13 protein-coding genes are annotated in these 13322 nt (G+C 57.1%); 4 read left to right on the top strand and 9 right to left on the bottom strand.

Annotation, left to right across the window (positions count from 1 at the left end; genetic code table 11):
- Positions 1-67 precede the first annotated feature (67 nt).
- Positions 68-964: a hypothetical protein gene (locus tag GJT30_13155; protein MSM40557.1), complete on the bottom strand. Its 897-nt coding sequence runs from the start codon at positions 962-964 to the stop codon at positions 68-70.
- Positions 965-1371: 407 nt separating this feature from the next.
- Here GJT30_13155 and GJT30_13160 point away from each other — a divergent pair, with 407 nt between their 5' ends.
- Both GJT30_13160 and GJT30_13165 read left to right on the top strand, forming a co-directional pair.
- Positions 1372-1710: a transcriptional regulator gene (locus GJT30_13160; protein MSM40558.1), complete on the top strand. Its 339-nt coding sequence runs from the start codon at positions 1372-1374 to the stop codon at positions 1708-1710.
- Entirely contained in the window at positions 1697-2008 is a 312-nt protein-coding gene (locus GJT30_13165) for a helix-turn-helix domain-containing protein (GenBank protein ID MSM40559.1), read from the top strand. The genes GJT30_13160 and GJT30_13165 overlap by 14 nt, the downstream gene beginning before the upstream one ends.
- 744 nt (positions 2009-2752) lie before the next feature.
- Here GJT30_13165 and GJT30_13170 read toward each other — a convergent pair.
- From GJT30_13170 to GJT30_13205, 8 genes are all read right to left on the bottom strand, one after another.
- Positions 2753-3211: a hypothetical protein gene (locus GJT30_13170; protein ID MSM40560.1), complete on the bottom strand. Its 459-nt coding sequence runs from the start codon at positions 3209-3211 to the stop codon at positions 2753-2755.
- Between the two features lie 83 nt (positions 3212-3294).
- Positions 3295-4044 (bottom strand): hypothetical protein, encoded by a 750-nt coding sequence (locus GJT30_13175; GenBank protein MSM40561.1) that lies wholly within the window; start codon positions 4042-4044, stop codon positions 3295-3297.
- A 177-nt stretch (positions 4045-4221) separates the two neighbouring features.
- Entirely contained in the window at positions 4222-5136 is a 915-nt protein-coding gene (locus tag GJT30_13180; GenBank protein ID MSM40562.1) for a hypothetical protein, read from the bottom strand.
- A 656-nt stretch (positions 5137-5792) separates the two neighbouring features.
- Entirely contained in the window at positions 5793-6233 is a 441-nt protein-coding gene (locus tag GJT30_13185; GenBank protein MSM40563.1) for a D-tyrosyl-tRNA(Tyr) deacylase, read from the bottom strand.
- Positions 6230-7066 carry a prolyl oligopeptidase family serine peptidase gene (locus GJT30_13190; protein ID MSM40564.1) on the bottom strand — a complete coding sequence of 279 codons (837 nt, stop codon included), beginning with the start codon at positions 7064-7066 and terminating at the stop codon, positions 6230-6232. The genes GJT30_13185 and GJT30_13190 overlap by 4 nt, the downstream gene beginning before the upstream one ends.
- A gap of 43 nt (positions 7067-7109) precedes the next feature.
- A complete protein-coding gene (locus GJT30_13195) occupies positions 7110-7628 on the bottom strand; it encodes an O-acetyl-ADP-ribose deacetylase (protein MSM40565.1) in 519 nt (172 codons plus the stop codon).
- Positions 7629-7673: 45 nt separating this feature from the next.
- The gene (locus tag GJT30_13200) at positions 7674-10031 is read right to left on the bottom strand and encodes a U32 family peptidase (protein MSM40566.1); all 2358 of its coding nucleotides are present in this window, start codon (positions 10029-10031) and stop codon (positions 7674-7676) included.
- A gap of 92 nt (positions 10032-10123) precedes the next feature.
- Positions 10124-10573, bottom strand: a complete 450-nt coding sequence (locus GJT30_13205; GenBank protein MSM40567.1) for a hypothetical protein — start codon at positions 10571-10573, stop codon at positions 10124-10126.
- A gap of 126 nt (positions 10574-10699) precedes the next feature.
- Between GJT30_13205 and GJT30_13210 the strand changes: the two genes are divergently transcribed.
- Positions 10700-11158 carry a 2Fe-2S iron-sulfur cluster binding domain-containing protein gene (locus GJT30_13210; GenBank protein ID MSM40568.1) on the top strand — a complete coding sequence of 153 codons (459 nt, stop codon included), beginning with the start codon at positions 10700-10702 and terminating at the stop codon, positions 11156-11158.
- Positions 11155-13293: a molybdopterin-dependent oxidoreductase gene (locus GJT30_13215; protein ID MSM40569.1), complete on the top strand. Its 2139-nt coding sequence runs from the start codon at positions 11155-11157 to the stop codon at positions 13291-13293. The genes GJT30_13210 and GJT30_13215 overlap by 4 nt, the downstream gene beginning before the upstream one ends.
- Positions 13294-13322: the final 29 nt, after the last annotated feature.

Genomic DNA, 13322 nt, shown 5'->3' on the forward strand with positions numbered 1-13322 from the left:
GCCGGCACCGCGGGATTACGGTCTGGACAGCGGTTTGATTGGTGCTAGAGTTGTGCCTCTACTCCACTCAGCGCGACCATAGTGTTATGGACGGATACCGGAGAATCTGCCTCCTCAGGTCATCCATCTTTTGATCGTTATTAATCGGCAGTAAGCTGCGGATCACGTCGGCAATACTTTTCATGCGTTCCTTCTGGTCTTTTCCCTGGACTGCCCTGCCAACGTTACTGTCTGCAGCAACCTGTGCCACCGCATCAAGCATCAGGCGAATCCTTCGCAATGAGCCTGGTTGTTCGGCGAGCACCAGTCCTATCTCATTTCGCATCAACTCAAAATAGGCATCGATCTCTTCCGCTCTGAAGCCTTCTCTGAAGAGCACGGCGATCGTTTGCAACTGTCGTGTGGTGGGATCGAGTAGGATCTTGTTGCGCAAAGAGAACTCTCGAACCGCTGCTTCGGCATCAGCATTTGCTTTATTGAGTCGCGCAACCTCTTCGAGTTGGCGGTTGTGCTCTTCGCTCTGTTTCAGTTTTTCTATTTGCGCCTGTAGTTTCTTATCACCATGTGCTTTTATGGGTTTGCCTTTGGCAGGAGGTGAAGATTTCGGTTTTTTCGGAAGTAATTTGTCGTTTAAATCTCTCCAGATCTCAAGACGACAGTTGGAGCTATCCTTCAGTGCATTCACGAGATCCTTTTGCAGCAAGCCTTGGTAGTGCTCCGACTGGTATTTTGCAGCGCCTTCTATGCCAAGGTTTGCCACCTTCTTCAGGATCTTGTTCAGTTCGGTTTTGGCGCCGATGGAAAGCGTCACGTCTTTCGTTCCACCCTCAAGTGGTGGGGTTTTGCAGAAGTTGTCCGCAAAATCGCTTATGAGATTGAGAGCTTGTTTTGTCGTCGCCAGGTCTTCAGCGTGTGCGAAGGAGGGAGCCGAGAAGAGAAGAATCAGTGGCAGGAGTCGTTTCATTGCAAGGTCCCTCCGGTGTCATAATGAGACATTATACACGCAGAAAGGGGGGGAGGCTGCTTTTTGCCTTATTTTATCGTTCCGGTTCCAGGCCGATCCCAAAGACAGTGCAGTTGGCCTGTATCGGTTGGGATGCTCAAAAAAAGGCGGCATGAGAAAAGGAAAAGGCTTCCCTTCCTGTCATTGCCAGTCAGACTTTCTTCCCACACTGGACCAGCCGTTCATTATGCTGGTTTGGTCGCTAATCCAGATGCGGTTGAACGCCTTCATCTTTCGTCCTGACGGAATATCTAGTGATATCAAAAGATTATGTATCTTTTTGCATGTTTGCAGGCCTGACCCAGCCGCCGCCTACGCCCGCATAGGTTCCGAGAACTCCGCACATTTTAGGTTGATTTTATACGTCAATGCCGTATATTAGCTCCATGGTTACGTTCGTCGAATCTCCGCTGTTTACTAAGCAAGTTCATGACTACCTGACTGACGACGAGTACCGAATTTTTCAGGCGTTTCTTGCGGTCTCGCCAGATGCAGGCAAGGTGGTTCGCGGTTCCGGCGGAGTCCGCAAGGTTCGCTGGAGCCGTCGCGGTACCGGCAAGAGCGGCGGTGTCAGGATTCTATATTTCGCCCGGACAGAAGCTGGCGAAATCTGGTTACTTCTGATTTACGCCAAAAGTGCCATTGACAGCATCCCAGGTCACATTCTCAAGACACTCAAAGAGGAGATGGAACATGTCACTCGATGAAAAAGAACTGCTTGCACGCGATGCAAAGAGAGATATCGGCGAAGAACTGCTCCAAGCCGTGCGAGACATCAAGGCCGGCAAAGTCGGGCGCGTTTCTTCTCTGGAAGTTTCACCCATAGCTACGGCACGTCAAAAGATCGGTCTTTCCCAGAGCGAGTTTGCAAAAATGCTGGGTGTATCGCTGCGCACTCTTCAGGAGTGGGAGCAAGGGCGTCGTACGCCATCAGGTGCGGCAAAATCTCTCATCACTATTGCCATTAAGAAACCGGAGATCATTAAAGAACTTCTCGCCGCCTGAGATTCCGGAAGTCGGCCAATTATGGCAACAAAGAATATAGGGACACCCATTAATTCTTGGCGGCAACACCCGAAGGTTGGCGGAATACAATTACGTCAAGAAACATGCCCTTTAAGGAGTAATAGAGCAGTCTTTATCATTTCCTTCGAATCTCGCGCCGACTATTTTGTGAGTTTCTGGATTGATTTCATAAAAATATCTGCAAGTGCCCCGATATTTATATTCATTCTCAATGTTGCCGTTTGAAAGGTTTTTAGAATTAGTCAGGTCCTCTCTGTGGGGGATCTGGTAATATGGTACCTCGTTAATATTCTTTCCGATTTGGTAATTCAGATGCGCTATGAAATTATCGTGAGGTGAACCTGCATAAAAGGCACATCCAGAGATGAATAGAGATCCAAATACTAAAAAGGTATTTCTTACCATAATACCCTCTGCAACTTAGTCGTATTTTCAGTCGTTAACTCGAAAAATTACCCGATAGGTGGTGATATCTATATGTATGTAAGCTTATTCAAGCGCGTGTGTTAGAATTCGGGGAATTCGGGGGGCGTAATACTCATTTTGGGAGCGAGCGGCCATTAATTGCATTATGTCCCCCGAATTCCTTCCCAACAACTTCGGGGAATTGCTTATTTTACCCTTCAGGTTGTCTCACCAACCCCGGCCACCTAACGGGGCTGCGGCGCACCGGCGGAGCGTAGCGAAGACCGCGTGCCGCCGCATGTTGAGCGTTTGCAGTCCTTACGGGCACTTGCCAACAGCCGAGTTAGATATCCCTGGCTTGGCTAGCGGATTTGGCTCCCACCCCATGACCTCATTTTCATATTTCCGAACCGTGCGATCAGAGATAAGGGTTTTGTGGGGGATTTCAAAAGATTTTTCACTGAACCGATTTATGACGTTGTAACTAAGCTCGATGCCGTCTTCGCCACGATAACTTTCAAAAATGGCAAATCTCTTTGGACTTATTCCAGCTTCCTTTTTCAGTCGTTTACTTTGCTCTGGGGTGAGTTTGAAAATGTAAGGCGTGTATCTGTTGTCTCTGCATCGAGTATACAACTCGATTAGTTGTTTCTGTTCGGCCGTAAGAGTTAGGACAGTCACTTTTCCTTCTGGGAACCTTCCTGCTTTAAACATGTATCCGTCAGCGTAAGCGTTGGCACAGGCAAGTAAGAAAAATATGGCTATAAATCTTCGCATTGTTCTTATCCTCGCTCAACGCCATATGGCTGACCGGCCATCAGGCCGGTCTTACCGCTGGTTGATTCTGCAGTTTGACATCGTTAGGCTGATTCAAGGCCATCTTTCTTAATTAAAGCCCTAAGAACAGACTGCTTGATGCTGTCTACTTCGAAAAACTCTTTTACATCTTCCAAGTGTAAATATTCAATTTGATAGATCATAAATGCTGCTTGACGGTACTTGGTCTTATAAATGTCGATTATTTCTTGACTGCCTCCAAAGGAGGCATAGAGCCGAAGACACGATGTCATGAGCTCAAGCTGTTCTTGTACGAAAGTGAGGTCATAGCTAATTTTGCCTAAAACCGTAGCCAACTCATCTCTGTAGACCATAGCATCTGGCCCATCTGGCTCAATTTCCGCTCGTAGCGACACGTCAGAAATAGCCCTTAAGTACAAGAAAACGCTATGCGCTTCTCTATCCGAGGTAGTTTCAAGTTTGACTTTGGCATCAAACAAGGCAGCGTGCAGTGCGTCTGACACATTCTGAATCATTCCTTGGACTTCATCTTGTTTTTTATGTTGTCTCAGCATTTCGTTTTGATCTCTTTGAAGGAGAAGTGTGAACGATACGCCAACAAATGCAAAGAAGGCATAAATGGGATTAGTAATACCACCTACAAAATCTCCGAAAGTTCCCCAATCAGATTGACTTCCTGAGTAACCAAGTCCTAGCTGCTTGTGAAAATGGTCATAGTAAACATAAATAGCGGCTGAAATTGGCAGGGCGCCACCGATTATCGCAATGACAAGAAAATATTTGCTGATAAAACCTTTAATCTTTTCCCACATTCAATATTTTCCCTTGAAGTAATTGAAAGCCGGCACGAAGGGTAATTCTCAGATTTCCATTTACTGAATCAACGTGAGAGAGCACAGCGGCGGGATTTATCGCCCGCTGCTGCGCTTTGTTGGGCTTCCCTTTATCCGCAGAGCCGTATGATGCTATGTGCGTCCCTCTCGATCTTCCTAACGATTATCGATTTTTTTCCCGATATCGCTTAAATCAATCGTAACGAGGTTTTCCTTTCCACTTGCAGCACGCTTTAAAGATATGAGCGCACAGATGTCCCATTTAATTTTAGTAAGATCAACTAACTCCAACATGTCTATGCTACCGCCACTCACGAACTCAGTTGTTTTATTTTCTGGTAGTGATTTAAACTTAACTTGTGACGTCTCTCCTGTGGCGGCAGTGAGTATGGCTTCATATTCAATGATTTTAAAATTTTGATATCTAAGATCTTCGTCTACTTCAAATAATAGCCATCCACTTAAACTTTCGCCTGGGTTTAACTGTTTTGTTTTAAGGGCAATGTTATCAAAGCCATATTTGTTTAATCCGTATCTTTGAGCCTTTTTCCAGTCAGTTACAAAATATATTTGATCGGTTAGTGGGCCAATGCTGTACAGGTTGCGCCACTTGCGTACGTTTTTCCCGCTCGGTTTGTAAATGGGCCTAACGCCTGATCCTACTTTTATTAGATCTACGGTGCCTCCTTCATCATATTCGAACAGAGCCCTTATTTGGTAACTACGCAATTTAACAGGTATATTGTTGATATTGGTTAGGTCTAAGTGGATTGCATTGCTAATTTCGGCTATGCTTTGTCCGTGAGTTTTTTCGTCATAAGAGTGCTTGTCGTAAAGTAAAACTAGTGGGCTAGGTATCGAATTTATATTAATAGATCCCGATATGCCTGCTTTGAATTGTGGTTTGCTGATGGATTTTTGTTGCCAAAATAACGTCAACGCGAGGAGAAATATCACACCAGATGCAAAGAAAATCCAGATGGCGACTTGCTTGTGAGAGGTGTAGAAAACACCGAACAGGGCTAATCCGATTCCTCCAATAATTTCCAACCCATGAATGATGCTATCCATTTGAACCTCGGATTCTTTCAGTTCTTGATTTCTTACTTTTCTTGACCAACTACTTATTGACCAGTTAGCGCCAGTTCCCAATATTGGTAACCGGCTCCTGGTATAAGGAACATATTCCGTATATAGGGAACACGATTTGTTCCTTATACCGGGAACTTTGACACCTTTTTGTACTTATCCAAAAGCTACCGATATAGGGCATTTGTTCCCTATATCAGTAATTAGTAAATCCGAACCTCTCCGTTACCGGGGAGCTTTGGAGAATCGGCTCCTCCAACTCCGCATTCCCGCCAGGCTTCCAAGTAGTTAAGTTGCACATGAAATTCTAACACTACGTTCCCTCTGATTTTGCCCCGTTCAAGTAGCAACAACCTCTTCATATCCGGTCCCAGCAATGCGGCAATTGACCCAACTTGCTGAATCTGTGGATTACTACACCACATTTCAGGAAGAGGCAACCCGAAAATGTATGTCAGCAGTTTTAACTGTGTAACATGCAGATACCGTGCAGATTGAAGACTGTCATTTCAATGGCTTGTGTCAGTGAGGTATGCGTGATGAAAAGATATGATTCGCTTGTATAACAGTATGTGGTGGTATTTAATGAGGGGGTGTGGGTTGATGTTGCAGCGGCGGTGAATCGGGTGAATGCTTGTTTAAGGGCTCTCCAGGATGAACGTCACCGGGCCGTCGTTGACGAGATGGACCTGCATGTCGGCCTGGAAGATGCCGGTGGCGACCGGGGTACCGGTCTGGCGGACCTGCTCGACGAAATATTCGTAGAGCCGCTTCCCCTCGTCGGGGGAGGCGGCGCCGGTGAACGACGGCCGCCTCCCTTTGCTGCACTCCCCCAGCAGGGTGAATTGGGAGACCGCCAGGAGGCTGCCCCCCACATCGGCCAGGGCGCGGTTCATCTTGCCGGCGTCGTCTTCGAAGATCCGCAGTTCGACGATCTTTTTGGCGAGCCACGCGGCATCCCGCTCCGTGTCCCCCTGGGCCACGCCGACGAGCACCAGCATGCCGCGGCCGACGGCACCGACGACGGCACCGTCGACCTCGACCCTGGCCTCGCTCACCCGCTGGACCACTGCCTTCATTTGATCACTGCCCCTGTGGGAGCGGCAGGCACCTTGAAGATCTCTTTGAAGAACTTCTTCAGCTCATCCCAGGACGCTGTGTCCGCCTTCTTGTTGTAGGCGATGGGGAGGTTGAACTCCTTGGCGTATTTGTCGGCATCCGGGTTGGTGAAGCTGTGCTTGGCGCCGGGATAGCTGATGACCCGGAAATCGGCACCTGCCTCCTGCATCTCTTCCTTGAATGCCGCCACCTGCCCCGGCGGCACCATCTTGTCGTCCGCACCGGTCAATACCAGGATCTTCGCCTTGACGGCACCCTTTTCCGCCGGCTGCACCGCGGCCAGACTGCCGTGGAAGCTGGCGACCCCCTTGAGATCGGCGCCCTGGCGGGCCATGTTCAGCACCACGCCGCCGCCGAAGCAGTAGCCGATGGCGGCGATCCGCGTCGGATCGACATCCGGCTGCTGTTTGAGCAGCTCCAGGGCCGCATTGAACCGCGCCTTGCCAGTGTCGAAGTTTTTCATCACTGCGCCGGCAAAGGCGCCCGCCTCATCCGGATGCCTGGCCTGCTTGCCGTCGCCGAACATGTCGACGGCCAGGGCCACATAGCCGAGCTCCGCCAGCATCCTGGCCCGCTTGCGGGCGTAATCGTTCAGCCCCCACCATTCGTGCACCACCAGCACGCCGGGCCGTTTCCCCTTCAATGCGGTGTCGGTGGCCAGGTACCCCTTGAGGAGGGTATCGCCGGCCCGGTATTCGACGGTTTTCCCTTCGATCTGCGGCTTGGCGGGAGCCGCTCCGGCAATGCCGGCGGTGAGCAGCAGTGCTGCCAGGATGATCAGCATCTTTTTCATGGCATCCTCCTTGGTTTGTGCTGTGGGCACGAACATGAACGGTTCAGGGGAAGAGGCGGTCGAAGGTGTCGCGGTAGAGTTGCGCGGCTGCGTCGCCAAAGGGGGTGAAGATGATGCGCTGCAGCCTGGGGTCGCGTTCGAGGGCTGCCCGTGCCTCTTCCATGGCGATGGTGCAGGCCTGGTCCATGGGGTAGCCGTAGACCCCGCAGCTGATGGCCGGGAAGGCGATGGAGACGAGCCCGTTCTCTTGGGCGATCTCGAAGCAGCGGCGGTAGCAGCTCCTGAGCAGCTCCGGTTCCCCCTTGACGCCGCCGTGCCAGACCGGCCCGACGGTGTGGATGACGTGCCGCGCCGGCAGTCGGTAGCCCTTGGTGATCTTGGCGTCGCCGGTGACGCAACCGCCCAGGGTCGAGCACTCGGCAACCAGCTCGGGCCCTGCTGCCCGGTGGATGGCGCCGTCGACCCCGCCCCCTCCCAGCAGGGTATTGTTGGCCGCATTGACAATGGCATCGACACTGAGGGTGGTGATGTCTGCCTGGATGATCTGGATTATTTCTTTCATGACGGACCTCCTGCTGTGAAGATGGCGCTACGGCCGCAAACCGGCCTAGACCAGCCCGGTGAGGAAATTGAATGCCGAGGTGCCCGGCAGTTCGCGGCCGGCGGCAAAGGCGTCCAACACCCGCTGCCGGTCAGCCGGGGGGGTCTGGGTCAGGTCGATGACGAAGGAGGCGCAGCCGAGCGCCTCCAGCCGCTCGCGGAACGCGGTGAAGGAGTAAGGGGTGGTGGGGGTGACCACGGTGAGGCCGTCCTTGACGGTCACCCGGTAGCCGTCGCCCCGGTCGGACTGGAGCGGGGTGTCTCCTTTGACCCCCTTGATGGCGATCTTGGAGGTGATGGCCGCCACATGGCCGTAGATCATGATCCGCCGCTCCGGGGAGAGGTCGGCGGCCAGCAGCTCGGCCAGGTTCTCCGCATCGTCCTCGATGTAGAGGGTGCAGGCGGTTGCTCCCAGCTCTTCCCAGGCGAGCATGGCCTGGGTGTTGAGGGAGAAGAGCCGGTAGTCGGTGCTGATCTCGGCGTCGATCTCCTCCAGGAGCGGGAAGTGGGAGAGGTTGGTGGCCTCGAAGCGGCGGAAGCCTGCGCGCGCCAGGGTTGCCAGGGCCTCGCGGTACCAGGGGAGGTCGCGGTCGAAGATGATGAAGGGGAGTCGCCAGGAGACCCGCTCCTCTTTCCCCTTGAGGCGACGGCTCGCCAAGGGCAGCTCGTGCAGGTTGGCCCGGGAGACCGGCAGGCTGACACCGGCCACGCCGTCGGCATGAATCAGGGAGATGTCGCGCAGGTGCTCCAGGCGGAGCGTCAGGCGCGTCGGCAGCCGGACCGTCGCGGGCCGCCTCCCCACCAGGGCGGCCTTTGCCTTGCGCACCCGCTCGGCGCGGCTCTGTTTCAGCGCCGGAAGCACTGTGTCGGCAAGCTGGGTGTAGCAGTCGCGCCGGATCTCCTTCAGCCGGGCAGGCGGGATCATGACCGCCGGGAATGCCGGGGCGCTGAGCGTCCGGAGCGCGAACGGCGTGTCGCCGGTCTTGGCGAACTGGGCGGTCAGCACGGCGGCCATGTCGGCGGTGCGGGAGGGCTCCAGCCCTTCCAGGGGGAATTCGATCTGCCTGCCGACTCCGCCGCAGTCCGCCTCGATCCGCAGCCGGTCGTCCGCCAGGGAGAGGTGCAGGTCGCAGGGGATCTTGGCCGGCCCCGCGCCGTCCAGCCGCTTCTGGCAGGCGTTCTCGCTCATGGTGAAGGCGGTTTCCGAGGAGACCTTGAAGATTGCGTCACCCACCGCGCAGGGGAAGGGGGTGGGGATGGTCACCGTGCTCCCTTCGCCGGCCAGCTTTACCGGCCGGTTTGCCACGAACAACTCCTTGACCGTGAAGGCCTTGCCGGCCATGTCGGTTTTCGGCTGGATCCTGATCCGGTCGCCGATATGGAGCCGGTCGCGGCTGGTCAGGGTGAGGCGGCCGCCCCTGATGGCGCTGACCTCGCCGAGGAAGCGGCCGGTCGCCCCCCGCAGCGATGGGGTGGCGATGTCGGTCGGCTGGTGCGAGGCAAGGAACCCCTTGGTGGGGACCCTGCCGAAGGAGCGCTTCAGAAGCTCCTTGGCCCGGGCAAGGGTGGCCGGCAACTGGGGTTTCGCGGCGTCGAGCACCGACCGGTACGCCTCGACCACGCAGGCCACGTACTCGGCCGACTTCATCCGCCCCTCGATCTTGAAGGAGGCGACGCCCGCCTCCACCAGGTCCGGGATCAGCTCGATGCTGGAGAAGTCGTTGGTGGAGAGATAGTAGCCATCCTTCCCCCGGTAGCGGTACTGGCGGCGGCAGGGCTGGGCGCAGCGGCCGCGGTTGCCGCTGTGCCCCCCCAGAAACGACGAGAAATAGCACTGGCCGGAGAAGGAGAAGCAGAGGGCGCCGTGGATGAAGCACTCGATGCCGATGGGACTGGCAGCGACGATGCTGCGGATCTCGTCCAGGTGGAGTTCCCTGGCCAGCACGGCCCGCTGGAAGCCGAGGTCGGCCAGCTCCCGGACGCCGGGGGTGTTGTGGATGGTCATCTGGGTGGAGGCGTGGATCTCCAGGCCGGGAAAGAACTGGCGGGCCAGCCTGGCCACGGCCAGGTCCTGGACGATGACGGCATCGGCTCCCATCGCCTCCAGGGCGGCAAGGGTCTCGATCAGCTGGGGAAGTTCCCGCTCCTTGACCAGGGTGTTGATGGTGACGTAGATCCGCCGGCCGTTGGCGTGGGCATAGGCGAGCATCCGCTCCAGTTGCGAAAGGGTGAAGTTCTTGGCCTTGGCCCTGGCGGAAAAGTCCTTCAGGCCGGCATAGACCGCATCGGCACCCTTTTCCATGGCGGCGAAAAAGGCCTCCAGCGATCCGGCCGGCGCGAGCAGTTCGGGTTTTGTCGTTTTCATGAAAGCAGCCTAGCGGAATCGGTGCACAACGTCAACCTGAAGGAGCGCTTGCCACTCCTGGCGTGAATCCGGGAAACAGGGAGGGGAACCGCTTATCGGCGCGACTTTTTCTTGGAGGCCCCGGCCAGGGAGAGGATGTCGGTCTGGCCGATGCGCCAGCGTCCCCTCTCGCGGTAGAGCTTGAAGGTGCGGGTCTTGAACTCGATCTCCGGTCCCCCTTCCAGGCCGACCGTGGCCCGGACTGCAGCCAGGTCGTCGTTTTCCACGTGCACCGACAGGTTCTGCACCTTCTGCCAGCAGCAGGCAGGCTTCAGTGTCGCCCTTTCCAGTCGCCGGGCAAAATCCTCTTTTGCCAGCTTGCCGTTTCCCCTGGTCCGCTCGAACAGCTCATCATACTTGCCGGCTCGCCAGAGATCGAGGATCTCCTCGAAGGCGCTCTGGGCGCCGGTGACGATTTCCGTATCGCTCTGGTAGGGGGAATGGGCCCGGACCGGGATGGCGAACAGCAGCAGGGCGAAGAGAGCCAGCAGATGTCGGAGCATGGTCATGGAAAACCTCCTTTCCCCATTCTAGCCAAAGAGTGCCGAAGTGCAAGTGGCCGGTTATTGTCAGAAATGTGCTGCATGGTATAGTTATGCATTACAGATTCGGCTTGGCAAGGAGGGATTATGATTACACTTTCGGTCAACGGGAAACGGCATCGGCTCGATGTCCCCCCGGATACGCCGCTCCTCTGGGTGCTCAGGGAAAAACTCGGCCTCACCGGCACCAAATACAGCTGTGGCGAGGGGCTCTGCGGTGCGTGCACCGTCCATGTGGACGGCAAGGCCCGCCGCTCGTGCATCACCACGGTCGGGTCGGTGCAGGGAAAGAAGATCGTCACCATCGAGGGGCTTGCCGAGATGCATCCGGTGAAGCAGGCCTGGATTGCCGAAGAGGTTTCCCAGTGCGGCTACTGCCAACCGGGCCAGATCATGCAGGCAGCGGCGCTTCTGGTCGAACACCCCCATCCCTCGGAACAGGAGATCGACAACGCCATGCAGGGGAATCTCTGCCGTTGCGGCACCTACCCGCGCATCAAAAAGGCGATCCAGCGCGCTGCCGGCGGAAAGGGGGGAAAACCATGAAGCGAACCATGAGCAGGCGCGAGTTCCTCCAGCAGACCGCTCTCGGTACCGGGCTGGCCGTGGCGGTCACCATGACTCCCTTCGGCTGCCGCATCCTTTCGGCAGAGGAGGCAACTGCCGGCGAGTTTTCCCCCAGCATCTGGTTCACCATCATGCCGGACGAGTCGATGACCGTCTACGTTGCCAAGTCGGAGATGGGGCAGGGGGTCGCCACCTCGCTGCCGATGCTGATCGCCGACGAACTGGATGCCCGGTGGGAGAACATCGCCGTGGTCTTTGCCCCGGCAGCCGATGCCTTCCGCGACCCGGTCTGGGGCACCCAGGCCACGGGGGGGAGCACCAGCATCCGCCATCTCTTCGAACCGCTCCGGAAGGCGGGTGCGGCGGCGCGGCAGATGCTCGTTGCCGCTGCTGCCGAGAAATGGGGCGTCCCGGCCGACGACTGCACGGTGAGCGAGGGGATTGTCCGCCACAAGCGGACCCTCAAGGCCTGCTCCTTCGGCCAGCTGGTGCCGCTGGCGGCCAAAAGGAAGCCGCCCGAGAACCCGCGGCTGAAGTCGCCTGCCGAGTTTCGGCTGATCGGCACCGGGGTTCCCCGTGTCGACGCCAGGGCCAAGGCCGGCGGTTCCTGCATCTTCGGCATGGACGTGGTGGTCCCCGGCATGCTGGTGGCCGCGGTGGCGCACCCGCCGCAGTTCGGTGCCACGGTCGCCTCCTATGGCAAGACAGCGCCCCTGAAGGTGAAGGGGGTGAAGAAGGTGGTGGAGATACCGAGCGGGATTGCCGTCTGCGCCGACGGTTTTGTCGCGGCCCAGGCCGGGGTAGCCGCCCTCAAGGCAAAGTGGAAGGGGGGGGACGGGGCGCTTTCCACCGATTCGCTACGGCGCCGCTTTACCGCTGCTCTGACCGACAAGGGGCTGGTGGCAAAGGACGAGGGGGACACCGCTGCCGTGCTCGCCCAGGGGGGGAAGCGGGTGAGCGCCGACTTCACGCTCCCCTTCCTGGCCCACGCCACCATGGAGCCGATGAACTGCACCGCCCATGTTGCTGCTGACCGGTGCGAGGTCTGGGCGCCGACCCAGAACCAGACCGGCGTGCACCAGTTGGCGGCAAAGATCAGCGGCCTCCCGCCGGAGCGGGTGAAGGTGAATACCACCTACCTGGGTGGCGGCTTTGGCCGGCGGTTCGAGCTCGACGTAGTGGAGGAGGCGCTCCGGATTTCCAAAGCGGTCGGCACACCGGTCAAGGTGATCTGGACCAGGGAGGACGACCTGCGCCACGATTTCTACCGGCCCATGAACGTTTCCCGGGTGGAGGCGGCCCTGGACGGGGCAGGGAAGCTTGCTGCCTGGCAGCATACCATCGTCTGCCCCTCCATCTTTGCCAGAGTCTTTCCCGATACCATGAAGGGAGGGATCGACCAGGCAGCGGTGGAAGGTCTGGCCAACCTGGACTACCGGGTGCCGAACCTGCGGGTTACCTATGTGCGGCTGGATACGCCGGTGCCGGTCGGGTTCTGGCGCTCGGTGGGAAGCTCCCACAATGCCTTTGTGGTCGAATCGATGATGGACGAGCTGGCGCTGGCTGCCGGCGCCGATCCGGTGGAGTTCCGCCTGGCCGCTCTGGAGCACGAGCCCCACGCCTACGCGGTGGTCAAGACCGCCGCCATGAAGGCCGGCTGGGGAAAGAAGCTCCCTGACGGCCATGGCCGGGGCTTTGCGTTCCATCGCTCCTTCGACACCAGCGTGGCCCAGGTCGCCGAGGTCTCGGTCGACCGGAAGAGCGGCGCCATTACCGTGCATCGCGTGGTCTGCGCCGTCGACTGCGGCCCCGTGGTCAATCCGGATACGGTCAGGGCGCAGATGGAGGGGGCGATCTGCTTCGGCCTCTCCGCGGCCCTCAATGAACGGGTTGCCATTGCCGCCGGCGGGGCGACCATCGAGAATTTCCACAACTACCCCATCCTGCGTATGACAGAGGCCCCGAGCGTCGAGGTGATCCTGGTGAAGGGGCAGGAGAAGCCGGGGGGGATCGGCGAACCGGGCGTCCCGCCGATTGCGCCGGCCGTGGCCAATGCGGTCTTTGCCGCCGTTGGCGTCCGGCTCCGGGAGCTGCCGCTGGCGCTGAAACGATGAGTGCATGACAGGAGAGGGATGATGGCGGG

This window comes from Geobacter sp., from assembly GCA_009684525.1.
Classification (GTDB): domain Bacteria; phylum Desulfobacterota; class Desulfuromonadia; order Geobacterales; family DSM-12255; genus Geoanaerobacter.

Excerpts from the sequence above, each read along its gene's own strand:
- GJT30_13155 (MSM40557.1), bottom strand. The coding sequence starts at position 964 with ATGAAACGACTCCTGCCACTGATTCTTCTCTTCTCGGCTCCCTCCTTC.
- GJT30_13160 (MSM40558.1), top strand. The coding sequence starts at position 1,372 with ATGCCGTATATTAGCTCCATGGTTACGTTCGTCGAATCTCCGCTGTTT.
- GJT30_13165 (MSM40559.1), top strand. The coding sequence starts at position 1,697 with ATGTCACTCGATGAAAAAGAACTGCTTGCACGCGATGCAAAGAGAGAT.
- GJT30_13170 (MSM40560.1), bottom strand. The coding sequence starts at position 3,211 with ATGCGAAGATTTATAGCCATATTTTTCTTACTTGCCTGTGCCAACGCT.
- GJT30_13175 (MSM40561.1), bottom strand. The coding sequence starts at position 4,044 with ATGTGGGAAAAGATTAAAGGTTTTATCAGCAAATATTTTCTTGTCATT.
- GJT30_13180 (MSM40562.1), bottom strand. The coding sequence starts at position 5,136 with ATGGATAGCATCATTCATGGGTTGGAAATTATTGGAGGAATCGGATTA.
- GJT30_13185 (MSM40563.1), bottom strand. The coding sequence starts at position 6,233 with ATGAAGGCAGTGGTCCAGCGGGTGAGCGAGGCCAGGGTCGAGGTCGAC.
- GJT30_13190 (MSM40564.1), bottom strand. The coding sequence starts at position 7,066 with ATGAAAAAGATGCTGATCATCCTGGCAGCACTGCTGCTCACCGCCGGC.
- GJT30_13195 (MSM40565.1), bottom strand. The coding sequence starts at position 7,628 with ATGAAAGAAATAATCCAGATCATCCAGGCAGACATCACCACCCTCAGT.
- GJT30_13200 (MSM40566.1), bottom strand. The coding sequence starts at position 10,031 with ATGAAAACGACAAAACCCGAACTGCTCGCGCCGGCCGGATCGCTGGAG.
- GJT30_13205 (MSM40567.1), bottom strand. The coding sequence starts at position 10,573 with ATGCTCCGACATCTGCTGGCTCTCTTCGCCCTGCTGCTGTTCGCCATC.
- GJT30_13210 (MSM40568.1), top strand. The coding sequence starts at position 10,700 with ATGATTACACTTTCGGTCAACGGGAAACGGCATCGGCTCGATGTCCCC.
- GJT30_13215 (MSM40569.1), top strand. The coding sequence starts at position 11,155 with ATGAAGCGAACCATGAGCAGGCGCGAGTTCCTCCAGCAGACCGCTCTC.